21 protein-coding genes and 2 pseudogenes are annotated in these 26,069 nt (G+C 71.1%); 10 read left to right on the top strand and 13 right to left on the bottom strand.

Going from position 1 to position 26,069, the window contains the following annotated elements:
* Nucleotides 1-57: 57 nt before the first annotated feature.
* Nucleotides 58-1,830: an outer membrane protein assembly factor BamB family protein gene (locus ACY0PA_RS18995; RefSeq protein WP_473085739.1), complete on the bottom strand. Its 1,773-nt coding sequence runs from the start codon at nt 1,828-1,830 to the stop codon at nt 58-60.
* Nucleotides 1,831-2,011: 181 nt separating this feature from the next.
* Nucleotides 2,012-3,832: an ABC-F family ATP-binding cassette domain-containing protein gene (locus ACY0PA_RS19000; protein WP_473085740.1), complete on the bottom strand. Its 1,821-nt coding sequence runs from the start codon at nt 3,830-3,832 to the stop codon at nt 2,012-2,014.
* Between the two features lie 128 nt (nt 3,833-3,960).
* Between ACY0PA_RS19000 and ACY0PA_RS19005 the strand changes: the two genes are divergently transcribed.
* Complete coding sequence (locus tag ACY0PA_RS19005; RefSeq protein WP_473085741.1) at nt 3,961-4,212, top strand: type II toxin-antitoxin system Phd/YefM family antitoxin; 252 nt, start codon at nt 3,961-3,963, stop codon at nt 4,210-4,212.
* On the top strand, nt 4,209-4,469 hold the full coding sequence (locus ACY0PA_RS19010; RefSeq protein ID WP_473085742.1) for a Txe/YoeB family addiction module toxin: 261 nt from the start codon (nt 4,209-4,211) through the stop codon (nt 4,467-4,469). Before ACY0PA_RS19005 ends, ACY0PA_RS19010 begins: the two co-directional genes overlap by 4 nt.
* Here ACY0PA_RS19010 and ACY0PA_RS19015 read toward each other — a convergent pair.
* The 6 genes from ACY0PA_RS19015 to rsmI form a co-directional block, all read right to left on the bottom strand.
* Nucleotides 4,457-5,365 (bottom strand): 4-(cytidine 5'-diphospho)-2-C-methyl-D-erythritol kinase, encoded by a 909-nt coding sequence (locus tag ACY0PA_RS19015; protein WP_473085743.1) that lies wholly within the window; start codon nt 5,363-5,365, stop codon nt 4,457-4,459. The two genes, ACY0PA_RS19010 and ACY0PA_RS19015, sit on opposite strands and share 13 nt — an antisense overlap.
* Entirely contained in the window at nt 5,362-6,225 is an 864-nt protein-coding gene (gene rsmA / locus ACY0PA_RS19020) for a 16S rRNA (adenine(1518)-N(6)/adenine(1519)-N(6))-dimethyltransferase RsmA (protein WP_473085744.1), read from the bottom strand. Before rsmA ends, ACY0PA_RS19015 begins: the two co-directional genes overlap by 4 nt.
* A gap of 82 nt (nt 6,226-6,307) precedes the next feature.
* Nucleotides 6,308-7,636 carry a ubiquitin-like domain-containing protein gene (locus tag ACY0PA_RS19025; protein ID WP_473085745.1) on the bottom strand — a complete coding sequence of 443 codons (1,329 nt, stop codon included), beginning with the start codon at nt 7,634-7,636 and terminating at the stop codon, nt 6,308-6,310.
* 135 nt (nt 7,637-7,771) lie between these two features.
* Nucleotides 7,772-8,686 carry a TatD family hydrolase gene (locus ACY0PA_RS19030; protein WP_473085746.1) on the bottom strand — a complete coding sequence of 305 codons (915 nt, stop codon included), beginning with the start codon at nt 8,684-8,686 and terminating at the stop codon, nt 7,772-7,774.
* Nucleotides 8,687-8,772: 86 nt separating this feature from the next.
* Entirely contained in the window at nt 8,773-9,210 is a 438-nt protein-coding gene (locus ACY0PA_RS19035) for a hypothetical protein (RefSeq protein ID WP_473085747.1), read from the bottom strand.
* Between the two features lie 194 nt (nt 9,211-9,404).
* A complete protein-coding gene (rsmI, locus tag ACY0PA_RS19040) occupies nt 9,405-10,301 on the bottom strand; it encodes a 16S rRNA (cytidine(1402)-2'-O)-methyltransferase (RefSeq protein WP_473085748.1) in 897 nt (298 codons plus the stop codon).
* A gap of 86 nt (nt 10,302-10,387) precedes the next feature.
* Here rsmI and ACY0PA_RS19045 point away from each other — a divergent pair, with 86 nt between their 5' ends.
* From ACY0PA_RS19045 to ACY0PA_RS19070, 6 genes and pseudogenes are all read left to right on the top strand, one after another.
* On the top strand, nt 10,388-12,151 hold the full coding sequence (locus ACY0PA_RS19045) for a dolichyl-phosphate-mannose--protein mannosyltransferase (protein WP_473085749.1): 1,764 nt from the start codon (nt 10,388-10,390) through the stop codon (nt 12,149-12,151).
* Between the two features lie 130 nt (nt 12,152-12,281).
* Complete coding sequence (locus tag ACY0PA_RS19050) at nt 12,282-13,919, top strand: penicillin-binding transpeptidase domain-containing protein (RefSeq protein ID WP_473085750.1); 1,638 nt, start codon at nt 12,282-12,284, stop codon at nt 13,917-13,919.
* 91 nt (nt 13,920-14,010) lie between these two features.
* A complete protein-coding gene (locus tag ACY0PA_RS19055; protein ID WP_473085751.1) occupies nt 14,011-15,675 on the top strand; it encodes a penicillin-binding transpeptidase domain-containing protein in 1,665 nt (554 codons plus the stop codon).
* A 68-nt stretch (nt 15,676-15,743) separates the two neighbouring features.
* Nucleotides 15,744-16,286 carry a YbaK/EbsC family protein gene (locus tag ACY0PA_RS19060; protein ID WP_473085752.1) on the top strand — a complete coding sequence of 181 codons (543 nt, stop codon included), beginning with the start codon at nt 15,744-15,746 and terminating at the stop codon, nt 16,284-16,286.
* Between the two features lie 139 nt (nt 16,287-16,425).
* Nucleotides 16,426-17,727, top strand: coding sequence for an RNA-guided endonuclease InsQ/TnpB family protein (locus ACY0PA_RS19065; protein ID WP_473085753.1), 1,302 nt, complete (start codon nt 16,426-16,428; stop codon nt 17,725-17,727).
* A gap of 17 nt (nt 17,728-17,744) precedes the next feature.
* A pseudogene (locus ACY0PA_RS19070) lies at nt 17,745-17,865 on the top strand (EamA family transporter); the annotation flags it as partial.
* A 73-nt stretch (nt 17,866-17,938) separates the two neighbouring features.
* Here the strand turns inward: ACY0PA_RS19070 and ACY0PA_RS19075 are convergent.
* Genes ACY0PA_RS19075 through ACY0PA_RS19090 form a run of 4 tightly spaced genes read right to left on the bottom strand, consistent with a single transcriptional unit; the run spans nt 17,939 to nt 21,743 of the window.
* Nucleotides 17,939-19,099 carry a serine hydrolase domain-containing protein gene (locus ACY0PA_RS19075; RefSeq protein ID WP_473085754.1) on the bottom strand — a complete coding sequence of 387 codons (1,161 nt, stop codon included), beginning with the start codon at nt 19,097-19,099 and terminating at the stop codon, nt 17,939-17,941.
* 52 nt (nt 19,100-19,151) lie between these two features.
* Nucleotides 19,152-19,943, bottom strand: a complete 792-nt coding sequence (locus ACY0PA_RS19080) for an energy-coupling factor ABC transporter ATP-binding protein (RefSeq protein WP_473085755.1) — start codon at nt 19,941-19,943, stop codon at nt 19,152-19,154.
* Nucleotides 19,931-20,692, bottom strand: coding sequence for a cobalt ECF transporter T component CbiQ (cbiQ, locus tag ACY0PA_RS19085; protein ID WP_473085756.1), 762 nt, complete (start codon nt 20,690-20,692; stop codon nt 19,931-19,933). Before cbiQ ends, ACY0PA_RS19080 begins: the two co-directional genes overlap by 13 nt.
* Before the next feature lies 1 nt (nt 20,693).
* On the bottom strand, nt 20,694-21,743 hold the full coding sequence (locus ACY0PA_RS19090; RefSeq protein ID WP_473085757.1) for an energy-coupling factor ABC transporter permease: 1,050 nt from the start codon (nt 21,741-21,743) through the stop codon (nt 20,694-20,696).
* 205 nt (nt 21,744-21,948) lie between these two features.
* Here ACY0PA_RS19090 and ACY0PA_RS19095 point away from each other — a divergent pair, with 205 nt between their 5' ends.
* Complete coding sequence (locus ACY0PA_RS19095) at nt 21,949-22,278, top strand: SsgA family sporulation/cell division regulator (protein WP_473085758.1); 330 nt, start codon at nt 21,949-21,951, stop codon at nt 22,276-22,278.
* 120 nt (nt 22,279-22,398) lie between these two features.
* Here ACY0PA_RS19095 and ACY0PA_RS19100 read toward each other — a convergent pair.
* Nucleotides 22,399-22,659: pseudogene (locus ACY0PA_RS19100) on the bottom strand (TetR-like C-terminal domain-containing protein); the annotation flags it as partial.
* Nucleotides 22,660-22,767: 108 nt separating this feature from the next.
* On the opposite strand from ACY0PA_RS19100, the gene ACY0PA_RS19105 reads away from it, so the two are divergent.
* Nucleotides 22,768-26,034 (top strand): S41 family peptidase, encoded by a 3,267-nt coding sequence (locus ACY0PA_RS19105; RefSeq protein WP_473085759.1) that lies wholly within the window; start codon nt 22,768-22,770, stop codon nt 26,032-26,034.
* Nucleotides 26,035-26,069 lie beyond the last annotated feature (35 nt).

Below are 26,069 nucleotides of genomic sequence, written 5' to 3' on the forward strand. Positions count from 1 at the left end.
GTGACGGGGAGAAGGAGCGGGCGGCTGTGCGGTGGGCGGTCACTGGAGCTGCGGCGGTCACTTGCCGTACGCCAGCATCAGTTTCTCCTCGCCCTTGGCCGTACCGGACAGTCGCGTCGTGGAGATGTAGAAGCGCCCGTCGACGTAGTCGACCGCCTTGGAGTAGAAGCCGTTCTCGATCTGCGCGGTTCCCGCCGGGTTCTGCAGCAGGGTCTTCGGCGTGTGCGAGCCCGCCGTCGCGATCGATACGACCCTGCCACCGGCGTCGTACGAGGCGTTGACGTACGCGATCACCGCGCCGCCCTCGGTCTTCAGCGGCAGCATGTTCTGCGCCACCGGCGACTTCGCGCGCCAGCGCTCCTTGCCGTTCTCCAGGCTGATCGCGACGACCTCGTTGGCGCTGCCGCTGGTCGCCTTGGTCGGCAGATACAGCGTGTTGGTGTCGGCGGCGACGCCCGTGCAGCCCTGGAGGTCACGGTCGAGGACGGCCCAGCCGCACTCGGGCGCGAAGTCCTCGTCGACCGAGACCTCGGAACGCACCGCGCTGCTGCCGTTCTTCAGCGTGGTGATGTTCCACTGCTTCTTGTCCTCGTTGGTGAGGTAGAGGACGACCGGCGAGACGGAGTAGGCGCGGGCCACCTTCCAGCCCTTGGGGAACGGCTTGGTCCACTTCGCCTTGCCCGTCGCCGGGTCCAGCTCCTGGATCTCGTCGTGCTCCTTGTCCGTGGAGGCACCGCAGGAGGAGACGGCCAGGAGGCGCTCGCCACCGGCGAAGGCGCCGGGGAAGCAGGCCGCGCCGTACTTCTTCTTCTCGAAGAGCTGCTTGCCGTCGCTGACGCTCAGACCGAGGCCGGACATCTGGCGGCCGACCACCAACGTGCTGCCCGCGTAGGTGAGTTCGACGCCGCTGCCGGTGCCGTCGAAGAGGTCCCCCTCGGGGATCTTCTTCTCCCAGTCCTTCTTGCCGGTCTTCAGGTCGATCTGCTGGACCTGGTTGCACTTGGCGCGGTCGGTGACACCGCTCATGTACGCGATGGCGACCTTGTCGTCGTCCGACTTCTGCACGCTGGCGCCGCAGATCTTCTGCGGGAGCTTGATGGTGGGCCAACTCGGCTTGCCGTCCGAGATGTTGTACGCGACGAGCTCGTTGTAGACCGCCTTCGCGGCGAGCGTGCCGGTGACCCACATGCCGGGCGCGTCCGCGCCGTCGCCGGGGGCCTTGGGGGCCGTCTTGTACCAGAGGACCTTCGACTCACCGGCCTGGCGGCCCGCGTTGAGGTCTTCCTTGCCGTCGCGTCCGTCACCGGAGCCGTCACCCGGGTCGACCGGCGCGGAGCCGGTGGGCTTGGGGTCCTGGCTCTTGTCGGCGACGGGGTCCTTCTTCTTGTCGTCACCGCCGCCCACGACCGCCCACACCACACCGCCGGCGATCACGACGACGGCCACGGCGGCGGCCACGATGATCCCGGTCCGGCCCTTGAAGGGGTTCTTGCCGCCGCCCCCCGGGCCCGCGGGGCCACCGGGGAACGGGGGTTGCTGCTGCGGGTAGCCGTACTGAGGCTGTTGTTGCGGATAGCCGTACTGGGGCTGCTGGCCGTAGGGTCCCGGCTGCTGCTGCGGCTGGCCGTAGGGACCCGGCTGCTGGGGCTGACCGTAGGGGCCGCCCTGCGGGGGCTGACCGTACGGGCCCGGCTGCTGCGGGTAGCCGTATCCGGGCTGCGGGCCCGGCGGCGTCTGCGGCGGCTGGCCCGGCGGCTGGGCCGGCGGCTGCTGTGGATCCTGTGGTGCTCCGAAGCCGCCTTGCGGCGGCTGATTGGGCGGCTGAGTCATCAGCGCTCCCCCCGTCTTCACTGATGTGTCTGCTCGCCTGGTCGATTTCAGGACGTTCTCTGGTCGTTCTCAGGCAATTCCCAGAGTGCCCTTTCTATCACCCTGTGCAGTAGCACATCGGGCCGGTCGCTCCCCTGTTCCCAAGGGAGCACCGGCCCGTGATGGGTCTGTTACGGGAGCTTCACGCATCCTCCGCGAGCTCGAGCCAGCGCATCTCCAACTCCTCGCGCTCCCCGATCAGTTCACGAAGCTCCGCGTCCAGCTTGGCCACCTTCGCGAAGTCCGTGGCGTTATCGGCGATCTGTGCGTGCAGCTTGGTCTCCTTCTCGGACATCTTGTCCAACTGCCGCTCGATCTTCTGGAGTTCCTTCTTCGCGGCGCGGGCGTCCGCGGCGGACACCGCCTTCTCCGGCGTGCCCGTGGCAGGGGCCGGGGCGGCGGCCGTCATCGAGGCGGCGACGGCCTCCTCCATGCGGCGGCGACGCTCCAGGTACTCGTCGATACCGCGCGGCAGCATCCGCAGCGAGGCGTCGCCGAGCAGCGCGAACACCCGGTCCGTGGTGCGCTCGATGAAGAACCGGTCGTGGGAGATCACGACCATGGAGCCGGGCCAGCCGTCGAGGAGGTCCTCCAGCTGCGTGAGGGTCTCGATGTCGAGGTCGTTCGTCGGCTCGTCGAGGAAGAGGACGTTCGGCTCGTCCATGAGGAGGCGCAGGATCTGGAGGCGGCGGCGCTCACCGCCGGAGAGGTCGCCGACGGGCGTCCACTGCTTCTCCTTGTTGAAGCCGAAGGTCTCGCAGAGCTGGCCCGCGGTCATCTCGCGGCCCTTGCCGAGGTCGACGCGGTCGCGGACCTGCTGCACGGCCTGGATGACGCGCAGTTCGGGGTTGAGCTCGGCGACCTCCTGGGAGAGGTAGGCGAGCTTCACGGTCTTGCCGACGGCGACACGGCCGGCCGCGGGCTGCTCCTCGCCGCCGGTGCGGGCGGCCTGCGCCATGGCCCGCAGCAGGGAGGTCTTGCCCGCGCCGTTCACCCCGACGAGGCCGATGCGGTCGCCGGGGCCGAGCTGCCAGGTCAGGTGCTTGAGGAGCACCTTGGGCCCGGCCTGCACGGTGACGTCCTCGAGGTCGAAGACGGTCTTGCCGAGCCGGGAGCTGGCGAACTTCATCAGCTCGCTCTTGTCGCGCGGCTCCGGCACGTCGGCGATGAGCTCGTTCGCCGCCTCGATGCGGTAGCGGGGCTTGGAGGTGCGGGCCGGGGCGCCGCGGCGCAGCCAGGCCAGCTCCTTGCGCATCAGGTTCTGCCGCTTGGTCTCCTCGGTCGCCGCGATCCGCTCGCGCTCGGCCCGCGCGAAGACGTAGTCGCTGTAGCCGCCCTCGTACTCGAAGACGTCGCCCTTCTGCACGTCCCACATGCGGGTGCAGACCTGGTCGAGGAACCAGCGGTCGTGGGTCACGCAGACGAGGGCGGAGCGGCGGGCCCGCAGGTGGCTCGCCAGCCAGGAGATGCCCTCGACGTCGAGGTGGTTGGTGGGCTCGTCGAGGACGATCAGGTCGGGCTCGCCGATGAGGAGTTTCGCGAGGGCGATGCGGCGGCGCTCGCCGCCGGACAGCGGCGCGATGACCGTGTCGAGGCCCTGCGGGAAGCCGGGCAGGTCGAGTCCGCCGAAGAGGCCGGTGAGCACGTCGCGGATCTTGGCGTTGCCCGCCCACTCGTGGTCGGCGAGATCACCGATGACCTCGTGCCGGACCGTCGCCTCGGGGTCGAGGGAGTCGTGCTGCGTGAGGACGCCGAGGCGCAGGCCGCCGCTGTGGGTGACGCGGCCGGTGTCGGCGTCCTCCAGCTTGGCGAGCATCCGGATGAGGGTGGTTTTGCCGTCGCCGTTGCGCCCGACGACACCGATCCTGTCCCCCTCGGACACGCCGAGCGATACGCCGTCGAGCAGGGCACGGGTGCCGTACACCTTGCTGACTGCCTCGACATTGACCAGGTTGACTGCCATTTCGCTCCTGACAAGGGGATGGATCAGTCTTCCAGGGTACGGCGCGGCAACTGCCCCTTGCCGCCACCCCGGCGCTCGACGTACAGTTTCCTGTACGTACAGGATCCTGTACAAGCTGGGAGGCGATCATGCGGACGATGACCTACACCGAGTCGCGGGCGAAGTACGCCGAAACCCTCAGCGCGGTCGTCGACGACCGCGAAGAGGTCATAGTGACGCGCGCCGGACACGAGCCGGTGGTCATCGTGGCACTCGACGAGTACGAGTCCCTGAAGGAGACCGCGTACCTCCTGCGGAGTCCGGAGAACGCGCGACGCCTGCTGGCCTCGATCGACCGCCTGGAGAACGGCGGGGGCACCGCACGGGAGCTCGCCGAGTGAAATTCGTCTGGGACGAGTCGTCCTGGGAGGACTACGTCTGGTGGCAGGCCCAGGACCGGAAGATCCTCAAGCGGATCAACACGCTGCTCCAGGACATCGCCCGCAACGGGAACGAGGGCATCGGCAAGCCGGAACCCCTGAAGCACGGCTTCCAGGGCTACTGGTCCCGGCGGATCACCGATGAGCACCGGCTCGTCTACAAGGTCGTCGAGGACGAGATCCGGGTCGCCGCCTGCCGGTACCACTACGGCCGCTGACCTCCGAGCAGCGTCGCGCCCGGCGCGGGCGACGACGCCACCCGCGCGGAACGACAGGTGCCCGACTCCGTCAGGGTGGCGGCGATGCGGTGTGCCGACTGCGCGTCCGCCGCGAGGAACGCCGTGGTCGGGCCCGAGCCGGAGACCAGGCCCGCGAGGGCGCCCGCCACCGTGCCCGTGTCGAGCGTGGACTTCAGGGACGGGAAGAGCGAGAGCGCGGCGGGCTGCAGGTCGTTCGTGACGGTGGCCGCCAGGGCGGACACGTCGCCGGTACGCAGCGCGTCGAGCAGGGCGGGCGAGGCCTCCGGCTCGGGGATCGCGCGCCACTGCGCGAGGCGGTCGAACTCGCCGTACACGGCGGGCGTCGACAGACCCCCGTCGGCCGCCGCGAACACCCACCAGAACTCCCCGCCCACGTCGAGGAGTTGAAGCTTCTCGCCGCGTCCGGTGCCGAGCGCCGCCCCGCCGACCAGGCTGAACGGCACATCGCTGCCCAACTCGGCACAGATGTCGAGGAGTTCGTCCCGGGTGGCGCCGGTGCCCCACAGCGCGTCGCAGGCCACGAGCGCGCCGGCCGCGTCGGCGGAGCCGCCCGCCATGCCGCCGGCCACGGGGATGTCCTTGTCGATGTGGAGGTGGACCCGGGGCTCGATCCCGTACCGCTCGCCGAGCGCGATCGCCGCGCGGGCTGCGAGGTTCGTGCGGTCGAGCGGGACCTGGTCCGCGCCGGCGCCCTCGCAGGTGAGGGTCAGTTCGTCGGCCTCGGTCGCCGTGACGTCGTCGTGCAGGCCGACGGCGAGGAAGACGTTGGCGAGGTCGTGGAAGCCGTCGGGGCGGGCGGCGCCCACCGCGAGCTGGACGTTGACCTTGGCGGGGACCCGTACCGTCACGCTCACTGCTTGTTCTCCGCGATCTTTGCGAACTCCTCGACCGTGATGGCCTCGCCGCGCGCCTGCGGGGAGACACCGGCCGCGACCAGGGCGGCCTCGGCGGCGGGGGCCGACCCGGCCCAGCCGGCGAGGGCGGCCCGCAGGGTCTTGCGGCGCTGGGCGAAGGCCGCGTCGACCACGGCGAAGACCTCGCGCTTGGAGGCGGTGGTCGCCACGGGTTCGGCGCGCTTGACCAGGGCGACGAGGCCGCTGTCGACGTTCGGCGCGGGCCAGAAGACGTTCCGCCCGATGGAGCCGGCGCGCTTCACGTCCGCGTACCAGTTCGCCTTGACCGACGGGACGCCGTAGACCTTCGAGCCGGGGGCGGCCGCGAGGCGGTCGGCGACCTCGGCCTGCACCATGACGAGCGTGCGCTCGATGGTGGGGAAGGTGTCGAGCATGTGGAGCAGGACCGGCACGGCGACGTTGTAAGGCAGGTTCGCGACGAGCGCCGTGGGCGCGGGGCCCGGCAGTTCGCGTACCTGCATCGCGTCGGAGTGGACGAGCGCGAAGGCGTCCTTCTTCTGCGGGAGGCGGGCCTCGATCGTGGCGGGCAGCGCGGCGGCGAGCACGTCGTCGATCTCGACGGCGGTGACGTGGGCCGCCGCCTCCAGGAGCGCCAGGGTCAGCGAGCCGAGGCCGGGGCCGACCTCGACGACGTTGTCCTCGGGGGTGACCTGCGCGGTGCGGACGATGCGGCGGACCGTGTTGGCGTCGATGACGAAGTTCTGGCCGCGCTGTTTTGTGGGCCGCACGCCCAGGGCTGCCGCCAGTTCGCGGATGTCGGCGGGGCCAAGCAGGGGGCCCTGGGGGTCAGTGGTGCTCACGGTCTCAGGGTACGGGGCGCCGCGGCCGGGTCCCGACCGGACCGCGGGGCCCCGCGGGCAGGCGGGAATGTGAAGACAGGCCCTACCCGTGCAGGCGGCGCCCGCAGTGCGGCCAGGGGCTCGCGCCGCGCTGTACGTAGAGCTTCTTCGCCCGGTACGTCTGCTCGGAGGCGGACGCGTCCTGGGGCCGGCCGCCGCCGCCCAGGCCGCGCCAGGTCCGTACGTCGAACTGGTAGAGGCCGCCGTAGGTGCCGGTGGCGTCGGTCGCGGCGGGGCGCCCGCCGGACTCGCACCGGGCGAGCTCTCTCCAGTTCAGGCTGTCGGCGCCTGCGACGGAGGGCGGCAGCGGCTTGGTGCCGACCTTCACCACCTGGCTGCGCGGCTCGCGCACGACCTCGGCGCTCAGGCGGCGCGGCTTCTGCCTGACGCCGTTGACGGTGCGCAGGGCGTAGGTGACGCGGCGGGCGCCCTGGCGGCCCGCCCGTTCGACGACCTCGGTGCCGCGGAACAGCGTCGGGTCCTGGGTGCGCTTCACGGCGTACTCGATGGCTTCCTCGCGCACCTCCTTGCTGCCCTTGATCCGCATGACGGTGATCGTCTGCCCGTCGCGAGGGAAGCTGTCCTGCGGCACGGACGTGGTGTCCTGGCCGTGCAGGGAGACGCCCGCCTCGTCCGCGGCGTCCCGGGCGGTGGCGGCGTTGGTACGGATGGTGCGCTCGCGCCCGTCGGCCATGACCGTGACGCTGCGTTCCGTGCGGACGTCGAACGCGAGGCCGTCGCGGGCGATGCGGCGGGAGCGGGAGGTGGAGACGTAGGCGCCCTCGGCGCGCACGCCCAGCTGGTCCAGCGCGCCGTCGACGGTGCCCGCGGTGGTCCACACCTGGCGGCGCTCCCCGTCAATGGTGAGGTGGACGTGCCTGCCGTAGTGCACGGTGACCTCGTCCCCGCTGGCCAGGGTGGTGCCGGGGCCGGGCACGACGACGTCGTGCGGGCCGACGTCGACCCCCTCGTCGGCGAGCAGCTCACCGACGTCGTCCGCGAAGGTGTGCAGGGTGCGCGGCCTGCCTTCGACGCTGAGCCGGACCGCCTTGTCGGCGGCGACGAACGCGGTGGTGCCGCCGGCCAGCAACGCGACGACGAGGGCCTGCGGCAGCAGGCGTCTGAGGCTCTCGGGCCGCTCGGGCCGTTTCCTGCGCCGGGCAGCCCTGCGGGCCTCGGCGCGCCCCGCGGCCGGGGCGGACCGGGGCGGCAGCAGCGCTTCGGGCGACTGCCCGGCCGGCCGGGTCTGCATCGACTCGCAGCCGGGGCGGTAGGTGCCCCCGTATGGCTGCGGGTCCGGCGGTGGCTCGTATGTCCCGAGCGCGTCGAGCGTTTCCTGCGGCTCATACGTCCCGTACGGCGAATTGCTCACGACGACGCTCCTGGGTCCGGATCGGGGGAGCAGAACCTAGCGGAGCATCGTCACTCTCCAAAGCATCACGACTACGCTGTGTCGCGCCCCGTTACCGGCCTCACCCGCCGGGCGCCGTCCCGGAAGCGTGGTCGTTCAGTAGTCGAAGGCGCGGGCCGTGTTGGCGGAGACGGCCGCCGCGAGGGTGTCCTCGTCGAGGCCCTTCACCGCGGCCATCGCGCGCAGCGTGACCGGAATGAGATAAGGCGCGTTAGGCCGTCCGCGGTAGGGCGCGGGGGTCAGGAAGGGCGCGTCGGTCTCGACCAGGACGAGCTCGCGCGGGGCGACGGCGAGCGCGTCGCGCAGGGGCTGCGCGTTCTTGAAGGTGATGTTCCCGGCGAACGACATGAAGTAGCCGTTCTCGGCGCAGATCCGGGCCATCTCCGCGTCTCCGGAGTAGCAGTGGAAGACGGTGCGCTCGGGGGCGCCCTCCTCCTTGAGGATCCGCAGCACGTCGTCGTGGGCGTCGCGGTCGTGAATCACGAGCGCCTTGCCGTGCCGCTTGGCGATCTCGATGTGGGCCCGGAAGGAGCGCTCCTGCGCGGCGATGCCTTCAGGTCCCGTACGGAAGTGGTCGAGGCCGGTCTCGCCGACGCCCTTGACGTGCGGGAGGGCCGCGAGCCGGTCGATCTCCGCGAGCGCCTCGTCGAGGGCCGCGTCGCCGCCTGCCGGCCGCTCCCCCTGCCGCGACCGGCCGGCGCGGGGGGTCTGGGGGGCTTGCCCCCCGGAAAGAGGCGTGCCGAGGACGATACGGGGCGCTTCGTTCGGGTGCAGGGCGACGGTGGCGTGCACGCTCGGGTGCGCGGCCGCGGTGTCGGCGGCCCAGCGGGACCCGTTCACGTCGCAGCCGACCTGGACGACGGTCGTCACACCCACCGACGCGGCCTTGGCGAGGCCCTCCTCCACCGTGCCCGACTGCATGTCGAGGTGGGTGTGCGAGTCGGCTACCGGCACCGCGAGGGGCGCGGGCAGCGGCGGCGGGGTGACGTCCTTCGAACGGTCAGAGCTCATGCCCCGATTTTACGAAGCCGGGGTCACCGGGGTCGTCGGGGTGCGGTTGCCGCTCAGCCTGTGCTCAGTCGGCGCCTGGCCGGCGCTCAGTCGGTCTTGCGGTTCTGGAAGGGATGCAGCAGGTCGGAGAGGTGCCAGTGGTGGTCCTTCGCGGGGTGCTCCCCCGCCTGTGCGGCGGCCTCGCGCCGTCGCGCGGGCTCCGTGTCCTCGCGGTGCATCGCGCCGAGGACCGACGAGACCCGCCCCGACCTCATGATCCGTACGACATGGCCGCCGCAGTTGAGGCACGTGGGCCGGGTCAGCGGCGACGGGACCCGCTCGCCGCCCACCACGTACATCACGAACTCAGCGCCGTCGCCGTCGATGTGGTGCTCGATCTCGTAACTCTGTTCCCAGCCGTGACCGCACCGCATGCAGGCGAAGGCGTACGACTCGTGGGCGATGGCTGTGGCCGCGCTCCGGTTGGGTATCTGGGGTGCGGCAGCACCGGTCGGGGTCGGTACGGCGCCTGCGATCTCACTCATGCCTGCTCCTCTTGTCCGCTGGACAAGGCACCTCCGGGCGGGGCATTACATCCACCCTGAAGCGTGGGACGGGTGCGTCCCTTCAACCAGTGGACGCTTCTCCCGGCGCGATCGCATCAGGCCTGTCGACTATTGGACCCGATTTGGCCTTTCCTTATCGGAAGAGGCCCGATGCGCGGCCTGCGCTTTGCTTTTCACGATAGTCCTTTGCCCTCCGATGGGGCGCCCCGAGCGGCATTCTTTGCCGCCACCACGGCATCGAAGACCTCACGCTTGGGCAGCCCCGCTTCGGCGGCCACGGCGGCGATCGCTTCCTTGCGCCGCTCCCCCGCCTCCTCGCGCACCTGCACCCTGCGTACCAGCTCGGAGGCGTCGAGTGACTCCGCGCCCTTCTCCGGGGCGCCCTCGACGACGACGGTGATTTCGCCGCGTACGCCTTCCGCGGCCCATTTCGCGAGTTCCCCGAGCGGGCCCCGCTTCACTTCCTCGTACGTCTTGGTGAGCTCACGGCACACGGCCGCCCTGCGGTCGGCGCCGAACGCCTCCGCCATCGCGGCGAGGGTGTCGTCGAGGCGGTGCGGGGCCTCGAAATAGACGAGGGTGCGGCGCTCCTGTGCCACTTCCTTCAGCCGGCCCATGCGCTCACCGGCCTTGCGGGGCAGGAAGCCCTCGAAGCAGAACCGGTCGACGGGCAGCCCGGACAGCGCGAGCGCGGTGAGCACGGCGGACGGACCCGGCACGGCGGTGACCTTGATGTCCCGCTCGACGGCGGCCGCGACGAGCCGGTACCCGGGGTCGGACACGGACGGCATCCCCGCGTCGGTCACGAGCAGCACCCGGGCCCCGCCCGCGAGCGCCTCGACCAGCTCGGGCGTGCGGGCGGACTCGTTCCCCTCGAAGTACGACACGACGCGCCCGCCCGGGGTCACCCCGAGCGCCTGCGTCAGGCGCCGCAGCCTGCGGGTGTCCTCGGCGGCGATGACGTCGGCGCCGGCCAGCTCCTTGCTGAGCCGGGGCGGCGCGTCCGACACGTCTCCGATGGGCGTGCCCGCGAGCACGAGCGTTCCGGGGGATTCTGGGCTTGATGTCACGGATCCATCCTCGCAGGGGCGGGGACCGGCCGACTCGGTCGGGCCGCACACGGGACTCGCACAAGGACGTTCCCTACGATGGCGCGGTGACCAGTACTGCGTCCTCGCCGCACTCGCCCTCGACCAACGCCCCGCCGGGCCACAACCCCGGCGAGGGGCGGCAGCCGTCGACGTGGGAGCGCCGGCTGCGGCGGTTCGGTCACGTGGCGCGGCCCAGAGGCGACGTGGGCACGCGGCTGGTGCCGCCGTACGCGCCGCCGTCGTCGCGGCTGTGGGCGGCGCTCGGCCTCTCCGACGGTGTCGCGCGGGGCGTGACGCGCTGGTCGGGCTGGCTCGGTCCGCTGCTCGTGACGCTGGTCGCGGGCCTGATGCGGTTCTGGCATCTCGGCAGCCCGAAGGCCGTGATATTCGACGAGACGTACTACGCGAAGGACGCGTGGGCGCTGATCCACCGCGGCTTCGAGGTCAACTGGGACAAGAACGCCAACGACCTGATCCTCAAGACCGACGGTCATGTGCCGCTCCCGCACGACGCCGCCTACGTCGTGCATCCGCCGGTCGGCAAGTACGTCATCGGGATCGGTGAGTGGCTGTTCGGATTCAACCCGTTCGGCTGGCGGTTCATGACGGCGGTGCTCGGCACGCTGTGCGTGCTGCTGGTGTGCCGCATCGGGCGGCGGCTGTTCCGCTCGACGTTCCTCGGCTGCCTGGCCGGTCTGCTGCTCGCCATGGACGGCCTCGCTTTCGTCATGAGCCGCACGGCGCTCCTCGACTCGATCCTCGTGTTCTTCGTCGTTGCCGCGTTCGGCTGTCTGGTCGTGGACCGCGACAAGGCGCGCGGGAAGCTCGCTGCCGCGCTCCCGAGGGGCGAGGACGGCGTGCCACGCCCCGACGCGCACATCGCCGAGACACTGCGCCTGGGATGGCGCCCGTGGCGGCTGCTGGCCGGCCTGTGCCTGGGTCTCGCCGCGGGCACGAAGTGGAACGGTTTCATCTATGTGGCCGCGTTCGGCATCCTCACGGTCCTGTGGGACGTCGGCGCGCGCCGCGTCGCCGGGGCCGGCCGGCCGTACGTCACCGTGCTCAAGCGGGACCTCGGCTGGGCGTTCCTGTCGACGGTGCCGGTCGCGGTCGGCACATACGTCCTGTCCTGGCTCGGCTGGATCCTTTCCCCTGCCGACGGGACCGGCGGCTACTTCCGCAACTGGGCGGCGACCGACGGCCGGGGCGGCTCCTGGACCTGGCTGTTCCCCGACTGGGTGCGCAGCCTGTGGCACTACGAGCACGAGGTCTACAAGTTCAACGTGGGGCTCAGCTCCCCGCACATCTACCAGTCGAACCCGTGGAGCTGGCTCGTCGACGGCAGGCCGGTCTCGTACTTCTACGAGTCCCCGCTGCCCGGCAAGGACGGCTGCCCGGCCGGCGCGGGCGACAAATGCGCCCGCGAGGTCCTCGCGCTCGGCACGCCGCTGCTGTGGTGGGCGGCGGCGTTCGCCGTGCTGTATCTGCTGTGGCGCTGGTTCTTCCGCCGCGACTGGCGGGCGGGAGCCATCGCGTGCGCCATCGCCGCGGGCTATCTGCCCTGGTTCAACTACCAGGAACGCACGATCTTCTTCTTCTACGCGGTGGTTTTTGTTCCCTTCCTGTGTCTCGGCCTCGCGATGCTGGTCGGCGCGATCCTGGGGCCGCCGGGCTCCGGGGAGCGGCGCAGAGTCGTGGGCGCGGCGGGCGCGGGCGTGCTCGTCCTGCTGATCGTGTGGAACTTCGTCTACTTCTGGCCGATCTACACCGGCCAGGCCATCCCGTTCCACTCCTGGCAGTCCCGGATGTGGCTGGACTCCTGGGTCTGACCTCGGACGACCCGGCCCCGCGCACACGGTCTCCGTTCGGACAAGTTCGGACAACATCTGCGCACTCTCGTCACACCGGACACGGCTGCCGCCTAAAGTTCCCCACCGGAACCTGGGGAGGGGACGCAGCATGCGCAAGGGGGCCAAGGCGGCTGTGATCGGCGGGGTGTTCGCCATCATGGTCGGGGGCGCGGGATACGGCGCGTACAACGTGGTGACGGCCGTCACCGGTTCGGGCGGATCGAGTACGGCGGGGGGACCCGCGCCGCGCAGGACCGGGCCGCCGACGGCCGACGAGATCCATGGCGTGGCGCAGAAGTTCCTCGCGGCATGGGAGAAGTCCGACCCGGACTCCGCGTCGAGGTACACGAACAACGCGGAGGCGGCGCTCTCGGCGCTGACCGGCTGGCACGACGACGCCCACATCACGCACACCACGCTGACGGCCGGGGCGCCTTCGGGCGCCCAGGTGCCGTTCAAGGTGAAGGCCACGGTCTCGTACGAGGGGAAGAAGAGGACCCTCGCGTACGACTCCTCGCTCACGGTCGTGCGGGGCCTCAACACCGGCCGGGCGCTGGTCGACTGGCAGGCGGCCGTCGTGCATCCGGACATGAAGCGCGGTGACACCCTCGTCACCGGCGAGGCCGCCGCCCCGCCCATCGAGGCCGTGGACCGCTCGGGGAACGTCCTGACCAAGGAGAAGTACCCCTCGCTCGGGCCGATCCTGGACCAGTTGCGCGAGAAGTACGGGGACACGGCGGGCGGCAAACCGGGCGTGGAGACGTACATCCGGCGCGAGAGCGAGGACGCGGGCTCCCGGACGCTGCTCACACTGGCCAAGGGCACACCGGGCAAGCTGCGCACGACGCTCAGCGCGAGGGCGCAGGCGGCGGCCGAGAAGGCCGTGAAGAGCTACGCCGAGTCGTCCGTGGTGGCCGTACAGCCGAGCACGGGCAACGTCCTCGCGGTCGCCAACCACCGCCAGGACGGCTTCAACGCCGCCTTCCAGGGCGAGCAGGCCCCCGGCTCCACGATGAAGATCCTCACCTCGGCGATGCTCATCGACAACGGTGTCGCCTCGGTGAACAGCCCGGCGCCCTGCCCCGGCACGGCTACCTGGCAGAGCCAGACCTTCCACAACCTGCCGGGCATGAAGGCCAACGAGGGCGCCGACCTCGCGGACAGTTTCGCGCGGTCCTGCAACACCGCGTTCGTGAAGCTCATCGACGAGAAGCCGCTCACCGACGAGTCGTTGACCCGCGAGGCGCAGGACCGGTTCGGCCTCGGCCAGGACAACTGGAAGACCGGCATCGCGTCGGCCGACGGCAAGATCCCCGCCTCGGGCGGACCCGACCGCGCGGCCAACGCCATCGGTCAGGGCCAGATCCAGATGAACCCGCTGAACATGGCGTCCGTCACGGCGACCGCGACGACGGGCGTCTTCCGGCAGCCCGTGATCGTGCCCCGCTCCCTCGACGACCGGGAGCTCGCCACCGCCCGCGGCCTCCCGGCGAACACCGTCCGACAGCTGCGGCAGATGATGTACCGCACCGCGACGCTCGGCACCGCCGCGCAGGTCATGCAGGGTCTCGGACCCGACTTCGGAGCCAAGACCGGCTCGGCGGAGGTCACCGGCCAGACGAAGTCGAACAGCTGGTTCACCGGCTACCGAGGGGACGTCGCGGCGGCCGCGGTCACCGAGGAGGGCGGCCACGGCGGCGACGCCGCGGGCCCGATCGTGGCGGCGGTGCTACGGGCGGGTAGCTGAGCCGCCGTCGGAGCACGTATCAAGACGCCTTAGTCTGAGCCGTCCGCGAGGAATCCAGAGGACCGGGCAGACAGGCAACGACGGAGGACCGGTGGGCAGCAGAGGCAGGCAACCCGAGCGCAAGAAGGCGAACGCGGCCGTGATCGGCGGCGTGGTCGCCGTCGTGGTGCTCGGCGCCGGAGTCAGCGCCTACGCCCTCTTCAGCGGCGACTCGGACCCGACGGCCGCGGCCGACGACAAACCCCACGTCAAGACAGGTCCTGTCACCGCGGCCGAGGTCCGCACCGCGGCCGACCGGTTCCTGACCGCGTGGGCCGCGGGCGACACCGCGAAGGCGGCGGCCGCCACGGACGACGCCACCGCGGCGACGGCCGCCCTCACCTCGTACCGCAAGGACGCCCATCTGTCCGGGGTGAAGCTGACGCCCGGCAAGCGCGCCGGGGCGAAGATGCCGTTCGCGGTGTCGGCGACGGTCTCGTACGGGGAAAAGTCGAAGCCGTTCGCGTACGGCTCCGAACTGACCGTCGTGCGGCGGGTGAAGGACGGCAAGCCGCTCGTCGGGTGGCAGGCGTCCGTCGTGCACCCGGACCTCAAGGACGGTGACCGGCTCGTCACGGGCGCGGCCGGTGACCCGCCGATCAAGGCGACGGACCGCTCCGGGAACGAGCTGACCGCGGCCAAGTACCCCTCGCTCGGCACCGTCATCGACGGGCTGCGCGAGAAGTACGGCAAGAAGGCCGGCGGCACGGCGGGCATCGAGCTGCGCGTCGTCCACAAGGACAGCGGCAAGGAGAGCGAGCACACGCCCGACAAGACGCTCGTCACGCTCTCCGAGGGCACGTCCGGCACGCTGCGTACGACGATCAGCCCGACGTCGCAGGCCGTCGCCGAACGCGAGGTCGCCAAGCGGGAGAAGGCCGCGGTCGTCGTCATCAAGCCGTCGACCGGAGAGATCCTCGCGGTCGCCAACTCCCGCCCCGAAGCCTTCAACACGGCCTTCCAGGGCTCCCTCGCGCCAGGCTCCACGATGAAGATCGTGACGTCGTCGATGCTCCTGGAGAAGAAGCTCGCGGGCGTCGACAAGAAGCACCCGTGCCCCAAGTACGTGACGTACGGCGGCTGGAAGTTCCAGAACGACGACAAGTTCGAGATCAAGAACGGCACGTTCCGGGCGAGCTTCGCGCGCTCGTGCAACACCGCCTTCATCAGCCAGGCCAAGGAGCTGGAGGACGGCGACCTGACGAAGCAGGCGCAGGAGGTCTTCGGGCTCGGCCGCGACAACTGGTCGATCGGTGTGCCCAGCTTCGACGGCGCGGTCCCGGTGCAGTCGCAGGCGCAGATGGCGGCCTCGCTGATCGGGCAGGGCGGGGTGCGGATGAACCCGCTCAACATGGCGTCGGTCGTCGCCACCGCGAAGACGGGCGAGTTCAAGCAGCCCTACCTCGTCTCGCCCGAATTCGACCACCGCACGCTCGCCACGGCGTCCCGCAAGCTGTCCCCGTCGACCGTGAGCGCCCTGCGCGACCTGCTGCACTACACGGCGGTCGCCGGTACGGCGGTCGAGCCGATGTCGGGGCTCGGCACCGACATGGGCGCCAAGACCGGATCGGCGGAGGTCGACGGACAGAAGAAGCCGAACGGCTGGTTCACGGCCTGGCGCGGCGACCTGGCCTCGGCCGCCGTCGTCCAGCAGGGCGGCCACGGCGGTGACTCGGCGGGTCCCGTGGTGCGACAGATGCTGCTCGCGGGGGACTGACGGCGGGGGCTGACGGCGGGGCGGATACCTGGTCGCGTGGCGGGTACACGGAGCGCTACGGTGCCGCAATGAGTACCCCGGAACCCGCTGCACCCGCTGCATCCGCTGCACCCGCCGCATCCGCCGCCACCGCCGCGCACCCCCGTTTCGCCGAAGCCCTCGCCGAGCTGGGCCTGGCCGACGTACTCCCGCTCGTCCGCCGCTTCCCGGAGGCGACCAGGACCGCGCAGGAGGCGGCGGCCGCGATCGGCTGCGACCTCAGCCAGATCTGCAAGTCGCTGATCTTCGCCGCGGACGGGGTGCCGGTGCTCGTCCTGATGGACGGTTCGTCGCGCGTGGACGTGGAGGTGGTCCGGCGCGAGCTGGGCGCCGAGAAGGTCACCCGCGCCAAGGCGGATGTCGTGCGCGCGACGACCGGGTACGCGATCGGCGGCATCCCGCCCTTCGGACACCTCACCAGGACGCGGGTCCTCGCCGACCGCTCGCTCCTGGACCACGACACCGTGTGGGCCGCCGCCGGCACCCCGTACGCCGTGTTCCCCATGGACCCCAAGTCGCTGATCGCACACGCCGGAGCGGCCCTCGTGGACGTGCGCGAGAGCGCTCAGTGACCCCTGTGGTCGCGGCGGCCGTGCTCCTCGCGGCCGTCACGCACGCGAGCTGGAACGCGATCGCCGGTGTGGTCACTCACACGGGCGATAGTGATCGAAGGTGTGGGCGGGCGGGGAACGCGGTGGCTAGGTTCGCGGCATGGCACGGTTCCGGATGTACCCGACGAGCGAGCAGGCGAGCATCATGCTCGGCCACTGCGCGCACGCCCGCTACATCTGGAACCTGGCGGTCGAGCAGCACACGCACTGGCAGCCGGGCCGCAGGTCGGCGCCCGGCTTTGCCGAGCAGTGCCGCCAGCTCACCGCCGCCCGCGCAGACAGTGAGTGGCTGCGCGAGGGGAACGCGGATGTGCAGCAGCAGGCCTTAAAGGATTTCGCCAAGGCGGTGACCGCGAGAATCCGTTCCGGGTTCGGGGAGCCGACCTGGCGCAAGAAGTTCGTGCACGAGGGCTTTCGGGTCATCGGCACCGACCGGGTGCCGGAGTTCGAGTCGGACGGCTCCCCGAGGCTGAACGCCAAGAGCAAGCAGGTCATGGGCCGCTCTGTAGTCGTGCAGAAACTCAACCGCCGGTGGGCGCAGGTCAAGGTGCCCGGCTGCGGCTGGGTCCGCTTCCGCCTCAGCGCCCAGGGCAAGGGCTCCGTACTGCCGCAGGCGAAGACGTTCCGGGTCACCTTCCGCAACAACCAGTGGCACATCGCCTTCGCGATCATTCCCCAGTCGGTCGACGGACCCGGCACCGGCAAGACCATCGGTATCGACCGGGGCGTGACCATCACCGCCGCCCTCTCGGACGGGCGGAAGCTGAACTGCCCTCAGCTGACCGTCAAGGAACGCGCCCAAATCCGCAAACATGAGCGGCGGGCCGCCCGCTCCCCCAAGGGCAGCGAGGCCAAAACCGTCGCGTATGCCAAGGTTGCCCAGCTCAAGGCGCGGGAGGCGAACCGGCGCAAGGACTGGTGCGAGAAGACGTCGACGATGCTCGCCAGATCCTGTGACCTGGTGCGGTTTGAGAAGCTGAACATCCAGAACATGACCCGCTCGGCGAAGAGGACGGCCGAGCAGCCCGGCAAGAACGTCGGGCAGAAGGCCGGACTGAACCGGGCGATCCTCGCCCAGGGTTGGGGCCTGCTGCGCCGACGCACGGAGCACAAGGCGCCCGGCCGGGTCGAGGACGTCCCCGCCCCCTACACATCTTTGCGGTGCAGTGCCTGCGGTTGGATCGAGAAGAACTCGCGCAAGAGCCAAGCCGAGTTCGTCTGCGCATCCTGCGGGTTCACCTGCAACGCCGATGAGAACGCAGCCATCAACGTCGCGGCAGGACAGGGCGGGATCCCCCGCCCCCGGCGCAGTAGCGCCGGTGCCGGAGGGGCGACAACGGCCACCAGCCGTTCGAGCACCCGTGAACCTCAACCCACCCAGGTTGGAATCCCCCTCCTTTAGGAGGGGGAGGATGTCAAGTCGCCTACTACGCCCTGCTCATGCGCTCGTTCAAGCTCGGCCAGGCATACCCGATCGCGCGGCACGGCGCCCCTCGTGGTGACCGTGCTCGCGGCGATGTTCGCGGGCGAGGTCCCCGACTCGGCGCGGCCCTCCTGCTGGTCGCGTACGCCCCGCAGTACTGGGGCGGTGGTGGCGGCGAGGGCAGCGGTGGCTATCCGGCGAGCGAGGCGCGCACGGCCCGCACCAGGGCCTGAGCGCGCGGGTCGGCGGTGACGCCCTTCTGCATGCCGTTCGTGACGTACCCGAAGGCGATCTTGGACTCGGGGTCCGCGAAGCCGAGCGGGCCGCCCCGTCCGGGGTGGCCGAAGGAGCCGGGGCCGAGGAGGGGGGAGGCGACCCCGTGGAGCATGTAGCCGAGTCCGAAGCGGGTCGGGACGACGAGGACCCGGTCGGCGCCCTCGGACGCCTCCGTGCGGGCTGCCTGAGCCGTGTCCGGTGTGAACAGGCGGGTACCGCCGTCGACTTCGCCGATCAGGGATGCGTAGAAACGGGCGAGTCCCTCCGCCGTGCCGACGCCGTTCGAGGCGGGGAGCTCGGCCGCGCGGTAGGCCGGGTCGTTCTCGTCGGGCGCGGGGGCGATGGCGCCGAAGGCGCGGCGGGTGAGGGAGCCGGGGTCGGAGTACGCGTCGGCGACGTTCTTCCTGGGGCGGGTGCGCAGGCCGCCGCCGGGCGCTGCCGGGGGTTCGACGGGGCCGACGAGACCGGCGCGGTGCGCCTTTGCCGCGGGCAGGCCGACCCACAGGTCGGCGCCGACGGGGGCGGCTATGTGCTCGGCGATCCAGGCGCCGACGGTGCGACCGGTGACGCGGCGCACGAGCTCGCCGGTGAGCCAGCTGTAGGTCTGCGCGTGATAGCCGTGGTCGGTGCCGGGTTCCCAGGCGGGGGCCTGGCCGGCGACGGCCGCGGCGCCGGTGTCGGGGTCGGCGGCCTCGGCGGGGGTCAGCGGGCGGTCGAGCGCGGGCACCCCGGCGCGGTGCGCGAGGACGTCACGGACGAGGACGTGCTCCTTGCCGTGCTCCTTGAACTCGGGCCAGTAGGCGCCGACCGGCGCGTCCAGGTCGAGCTCTCCCCGCTGGTGCAGGAGGAGCAGCGCGGCGGCGGCCACGCCCTTCGTGGCGGAGCGCATGATCTGGGCGGTGCCGCGCTCCCAGGGGGCGCCGCCGCTCACGTCGCGGGTGCCGGCCCACAGGTCGACGACCTTGTGTCCGTCGCGGTAGACGACCACGCCCGCGCCGCGCTCGCCGAGCGCGTCGAAGTTGTGCGCGAAGGCGTCCCTGACCGGTTCGAACCCGGTGGCCACTGTGCCGTTCATGTCACTCACAGTGGGTGCAACAGCCATGGATCGCTGAGGATTCCTCGGCCTCTCAGACCTTCACGGACTTCGGGTCGAAGCCGAAGGGGAGCTCCAGGCGGTGTGCGCGCATGAGGTCCTCGTCGGCGAGGAGGTCGCCGGTCGTCCCGTCGGCCGCGATCACGCCCTCGCTGAGGATCACCGAGCGCGGGCAGAGTTCGAGCGCGTACGGCAGGTCGTGCGTGACCATCAGGACGGTGACGTCCAACGACCGCAGGATGTCGGCGAGCTCGCGGCGCGAGGCCGGGTCGAGGTTCGACGAGGGCTCGTCCAGGACGAGGATCTCGGGCTCCATGACGAGGACGGTGGCGACGGCGACGCGGCGGCGCTGCCCGAAGGAGAGGTGGTGCGGCGGCCGGTCGGCGAAGTCGGCCATACCGACCTGGGCGAGGGCCTTGTGCACACGGGCCTCGAGTTCGGGCCCCTTCACCCCGGCCGCGGCGGGCCCGAAGGCCACGTCCTCCCGGACGGTCGGCATGAAGAGCTGGTCGTCGGGGTCCTGGAAGACGATGCCGACCTTGCGCCGGATCTCGGCCATGTGCTGCTTGCCGACGGGCAGACCGGCGACGGTCACGGTGCCGGCGCCGCCGGTGAGGATGCCGTTGAGATGCAGCACGAGGGTCGTCTTGCCCGCGCCGTTGGGCCCGAGCAGGGCGACGCGCTCACCGCGGCCGATGGTCAGGTCGACGCCGAAGAGGGCCTGGTGCCCGTCGGGGTAGGCGTAGGCGAGGCCGCTGACCTCGAGAGAGGCGAGGGAAGGCGACGAGGGGGCGAGGGAGTCGGGGGAAACAGTCACAGCATCCATCCCAGCAGACAGACGACAAGAGCGGCACAGGGGAGGGTGAGGGCGTGCGACCACTGCGTGCGGGAGGCGCTCACGTCGTCGATGACCGGCATCGATCCGGCGTACCCGCGGCTGACCATGGCCAGATGCACGCGCTCGCCGCGCTCGTAGGAGCGGATGAAGAGAGCGCCCGCGGACTTGGCGAGGACGCCCCAGTGCTTCACGCCGCTCGCCTCGAAGCCGCGCGACTCCCGGGCGATCTTCATGCGGCGCATCTCGTCGGTGATCACATCTCCGTAGCGGATCATGAACGACGCGATCTGGACGAGGAGCGGCGGCAGCTTGAGCCGTTGCAGGCCGAGCAGCAGTTCGCGCAGCTCCGTCGTGGAGGCGAGCAGGACGGACGCGGCGACGCCGAGGGTGCCCTTGGCGAGGACGTTCCAGGCGCCCCACAGGCCGTTGACGCTGAGGGACATGCCGAGGACGTCGACGCGCTCGCCCTGCGCCACGAACGGCATGAGGACGGCGAAGGCGACGAAGGGGATCTCGACGAGGAGCCGCTTGAGGAGGAAGGCGGCCGGGACCCTGGCCGCGTACGCGACGGCCGCGAGGAGCACCGCGTACAGGGCGAACGCCCACATCGCCTCGCGGGGCGTGGAGACGACCACGATCACGAAGCAGAAGACGGCGGCGAGCTTGGTGTGCGGCGGCAGGCCGTGCACGGGCGAGTGCCCGTGCCGGTAGAGCTTGTGCGCGTGCCCCGCACCCATGTCAGACGGTCTCCGTGATCTGGCTCGGGGAGGTGTCCGCGGTGCGGCGCCTGCGCAGCACCCAGAAGACGCCGCTGCCCGCGACGACGGTGACGCCGACGCCGATCACGCCGGCGAGGCCGCCGGAGAGCCGGGCGTCGCCGACGTCCTTGACGCCGTAACCGGCGAGCAGGGAGCCGTCGGAGGCGTGCTTCTCGGCCTTCGTGTCGATGCCCTTGTCGTGGGCGACCTTCTCCAGACCGTCCGGGTTGGCGGAGGCGTAGAAGGAGACGAACCCGGCGAGGACGAGGGAGGTGACGAGGCCGGTGATCCAGACCTTGCGGTGGGAGCGTGCGGCGACGGGCGCGGGCGCGGTGCCCGGGGCGTCGACGAGCTCGCCGCCGACGCGGAGCTTGAGCGGCCGGTGCAGTCCGCGGGCGCCGTACACGAGGTCGGGGCGGACGGCGACGACCGCGCCGACGGTCAGCGCGGTGATGACGGCCTCGCCGATGCCGATGAGGACGTGCACGCCGACCATGGCGGTGGCGACCTTGCCGATCGAGACGTCGGTGGTGCCGCCGATCGCGTAGATCAGGGTGAAGACGACGGCCGCGGCCGGTACGGACAGGAGCGCCGCGATGAAGGAGGCGACGGTGATGGAGCGGCGCCCCCGGGGCAGCACCTTCACCAGGCCGCGGAAGACGAGGTAGGCGACGACGGTCGTGGTGATCGCCATGTCGGTGATGTTCACGCCGAGCGCGGTCAGCCCGCCGTCGGCGAAGAGCACGCCCTGCATCAGGAGGACCACGGACACACAGAGGACGCCGGTATAGGGGCCGACGAGTATCGCGGCCAGTGCGCCGCCCAGGAGGTGGCCGCTGGTGCCCGCCGCGACGGGGAAGTTCAGCATCTGCACGGCGAAGATGAACGCGGCGACGAGGCCCGCGAGGGGGGCCGTCCGCTCGTCGAGTTCGCGCCGCGCGCCTTTGAGGCTGACGGCCACGGCGCCCGCGGCGACGACACCTGCGGCCGCCGACACGGGGGCGTTGATGAATCCGTCGGGGACATGCATGGGTGAAAGCTCCGCTTCGGGGCACGCGACAGGTTCGCGACAGGCTTGGCTGGCCGTTCGATGATAGTGCCTTGTTGCGAATCAGTTGCAAGAGCGCCGAGAGCACGATTAAGACCGAATCAAACTCCGGAGCGCATAGCCACCCATATGACTTATATGGGACATTGGATGACAGTACGGACAAAAAGACGACGAGGAGTCCCCGATGTCTGACGTCGAGCAGTACGCACCCGCCCACATCGTCACGGACTCCCCCGACGAGACGCCGGCTGTCCCCGCGGTCCTGAGCTACGACGGACGCGTCCACCTCACCGTCCCCGAAGAGGGCGACTGGTACTTCCCCCGCGAGCTCCTGGAACAGGGGCTGCGCGCCCCGACCACCGTGGGCGACATCCACATCTGGCCCTGCGGCCGCGTCCAGGCCGTCATGGAGTTCCACTCGCCGAAAGGGGTGGCGGTCGTGCAGTTCGAGAAGAAGGCGCTGGTGCGCTTCCTTCGCCGGACGTACACGGCCGCCACCCCGGTGGCTCACTGAGAGCCGTTCGAACTCCCGGTCAGGGAGGGGCTCCGGTCACACGCGGACCAGTTCCCGGTCCTCCTGCGCGGGGTCGTCGCCGGAGACCTTCTTCAGGCCCTCGCCCTCGACGTCCACGTTCGGCACGCCGAGAGCGGGGAGGGCCGCGGCGTCGATGTACGAGGCGACGAAGGCCTGGGTGGGTGGCTGTTCGTCGATGAGGGTCCGGGCCGCGAAGGCGCCGACGATCATGTGGACGACATAGTCGAGCGCCGGGTTGTCCGCGCGGATCTCGCCCCGGTCGATGGCACGTCCCAGCACATGCCGGAGCTCCTCCGTCTCGGGTTCGATCAGCAGCTCGCGGAAGGCGCGCAGGAGATCCGGGTTCTCGTGGACCGCCATGGTTTAACGAAACGAAACCGTTTCGTACGTGTCCTGTGCCGCAAGCCGCACCCGCAAGCGGGCGAACCACAAGTTGCCGGGGGCCGTTGAGCGGAAAAGCATGGGTAGGTGAGCGACAACGCGTACCTGCGGTTTCCCCATCTGCACGAGGACCGGCTCTGCTTCGAGACCGAGGACGACCTCTGGGTCGCCCCGCTCGACCGGCCGGGCCGGGCCTGGCGGGTCACGGTCGACCGGACCAAGGTGAGCAGCCCACGGTTCTCGCCGGACGGCCGCCACATCGCATACACGACCTGGCGCAGCCTGGACCCCGAGATCTATCTTGCGCCCGTGGACGGCGGACCGGCCCGGCGGCTCACCTACTGGGGCAGTACGGACACCCAGGTCCGCGGCTGGACACCGCCCGACAAGGACGGGCGGACCGTCATCCTCGCGGTGGCCTCGCACAGCCAGCCCTTCTCGCACTTCACCTGGGCCTACGACGTCCCCACCGACGGCTCCCCCGGCGGCAGGCTGCCCTGGGGCCCCGTCTCCGACATCGCGGTCGCCGAGATCGACGGCGAGCGCAAGACCCTGCTCCTGACCGGCACTCCCCCGCACGAGCCGGCCGCCTGGAAGCGGTACCGGGGCGGCGCCCAGGGCCGCCTGTGGCTGCACGGCGAGCAGCTCGTCGCCGACCTGGACGGGCATCTGGAGGCACCGATGTTCGTGGCGGGACGCATCGCGTTCCTCTCCGACCACCAGGGCATCGGCAATGTGTACTCCTGCCTGCCCGACGGCTCCGACCTGCGCCGCCACTCCGACCACGACGCGTTCTACGCCCGCAACGCCTCCAGCGACGGGACCCGGATCGTCTACCAGTGCGCCGGCGACCTCTGGATCATCGACGACCTCTCCGCCGGCTCCGTGCCGCGCAAGCTGGACGTGCGCCTCGGCGGCCCGCGCGTCGGGCGCCGCCCCTACCAGGTGCCGGCCGCCCTTCACGTCGACGGACTCTCCGTCGACGAGACGGGCCGGGCCAGCGCCGTCGTCGTCCGCGGCAGCCTGTACTGGCTCACCCACCGCGACGGCCCCGCCCGGACCATCGCCGACACCCCCGGCGTGCGGGTCAGGCTGCCCGAGATGCTCGGCTCCGGCGGGCAGGTCGCGTACGTCACCGACGCGGAGGGCGAGGACGCGGTCGAGGTCTCGTACCTGCCGCGCGCGAGCGGTGAGCGCGAGCCGCGCCGCCTCGCGTCCGGGGAGCTCGGGCGGGTCCTGGAAATGGTCGGCGACCCGGACGGCGAGCGTCTCGCCATCGCGTCGGACGACGGCCGTCTCCTCCTCCTCGACGCGACCGAGGAGGAAGAAGGGGGAGCGGAACAGACCGGGGACAGGGTCATCGAGCTGATCCGGTCGATCAACGGGCCCGTGCGCGACCTGGCCTTCTCGCCCGACGGCGCCTGGCTCACCTGGTCCCACCCGGGCATCGGGCGTTCCCTGCGGCAGATCAAGATGGCCCGGATCAAGGACCGGACGATCGTCGACGTCACCAACGGCCGTTTCGAGGACGAGAATCCGGTCTTCACGCGCGACGGCCGCTATCTCGCCTTCCTCTCCTGGCGCGGCTTCGACCCGGTCTACGACGTGCACACCGGCGACCTGTCCTTCCCGCTCGGCTGCCGCCCCTACCTCGTACCGCTGTCGTCCGCGACGCCCTCCCCGTTCGCCCTGTCGCCCCACGGACGCACGGCCGCCGGCGGGCTGGACCCGACCGAGGACTCGGGGGCCGACTGCGCGCCGACCGTGGAGATCGAGGGACTGGCGAACCGTGTCGTGCCGTTCCCCGTCTCGGCGTCCAAGTACTCGGCGCTCCATCCCGTCTCGGGCGGCGGCCTCGTCTGGCTGCGCTGGCCGATCTCCGGCGCACTCGGCGAGACCTTCGTCAACCCGGCCGACACCTCGGGCCGCCCCACCCTGGAGCACTTCAACCTCACCAAGGGCAAGAAGACCGAACTCGTCGTCCACCTCGACTCGTTCGCGGTCAGCGGCGACGGCACCCGCCTGGTCGTCGTCGACGAGGGCGAACTGCGCGCCGTCCCCTCCACCGAGACCGGCGACAGCGACACCACGGTCTGGATCGACCTGCGTCGCATCCTGCACGAGGTCGACCCCGCCGCCGAGTGGCGCCAGGCGTACGACGAGGCCGGCCGGATCATCCGGGCCTACTACTGGGACCCGAAGATGTGCCACATCGACTGGGACGCGATCCTCGCCCAGTACCGGCCGCTCGTCGAACGGGTCGCGTCCCCCGACGAGTTCGCCGACCTGCTGCGCGAGGTGCTCGGCGAACTGTGCACCTCGCACGCCTACGTGTCCCCCGCCCGCCGCAACGAGGGCCCGCCCCACTACCAGCGCGCCCAGGGCCTCCTCGGCGCCAACTTCGTGCACCGCGACGAGGGCTGGCAGCTCGTCCGCATCCTGCCCGGCGACTCGTCGGACTCCAAGGCGCGCTCCCCGCTGGCCGGCAGCGGCATCCGCGAGGGCGCCGTCCTCACGCATGTCGACGGCCGCCCGGTCGACCCGGTCGCCGGCCCCTACCCGCTGCTCGCGGGCTCGGGCGGCACGACGGTCGAGCTGACGTTCCGGCCCGCGGAGGGCGAGGGCAGCCCCCGCCGCGTCGCGGTCGTCCCCCTCATCGACGAGCGCCCGCTGCGCTACCAGGACTGGGTGGCCAAGCGCCGCGCGGTCGTACGGGAGCTGAGCGGCGGCAAGTGCGGCTATCTGCACATCCCCGACATGGGCGGCTCCGGCTGGGCGCAGTTCAACCGTGACGTGCGCATGGAGGTCTCCCGGCCCGCCCTCATCGTCGACGTGCGCGGCAACGCGGGCGGCCACATCAGCGAGCTCGTCATCGAGAAACTCACCCGCAAGATCCTCGGCTGGGACCTGACCCGCAACGCCCAGCCCGTCTCGTACGCGTCGAACGCCCCGCGCGGTCCGGTCGTCGCCCTGGCCGACGAGGCGACCTCGTCCGACGGCGACATGATCACCGCGGCGTTCAAACTCCTCGGGCTCGGCCCCGTCGTGGGCCAGCGCACCTGGGGCGGCGTCGTCGGCATGACGGGCCGCCACACACTCGGCGACGGCACGGTCATCACGGTCCCTATGAACGCGGCCTGGTTCCCCGAGTACGGCTGGTCGATCGAGAACAAGGGCGTGGAACCGGACATCGAGGTCCTGCGCACCCCCCTGGACTGGGCAGAGGGCCGCCACGCCCAACTCGACGACGCGGTCTACCTCGCCCTGGACCTCCTGGTCGCCGGCCCGGCGAAGACTCCCCCGGACTACACGAACACGCCGAACCACGCCCGCCCCGAACTCCCGCCGCGCTGACCCCGACCACGCGCGCCATCAGCTACTGACAGCTG

The organism is Streptomyces sp. DS1-CR2 (assembly GCF_055760475.1).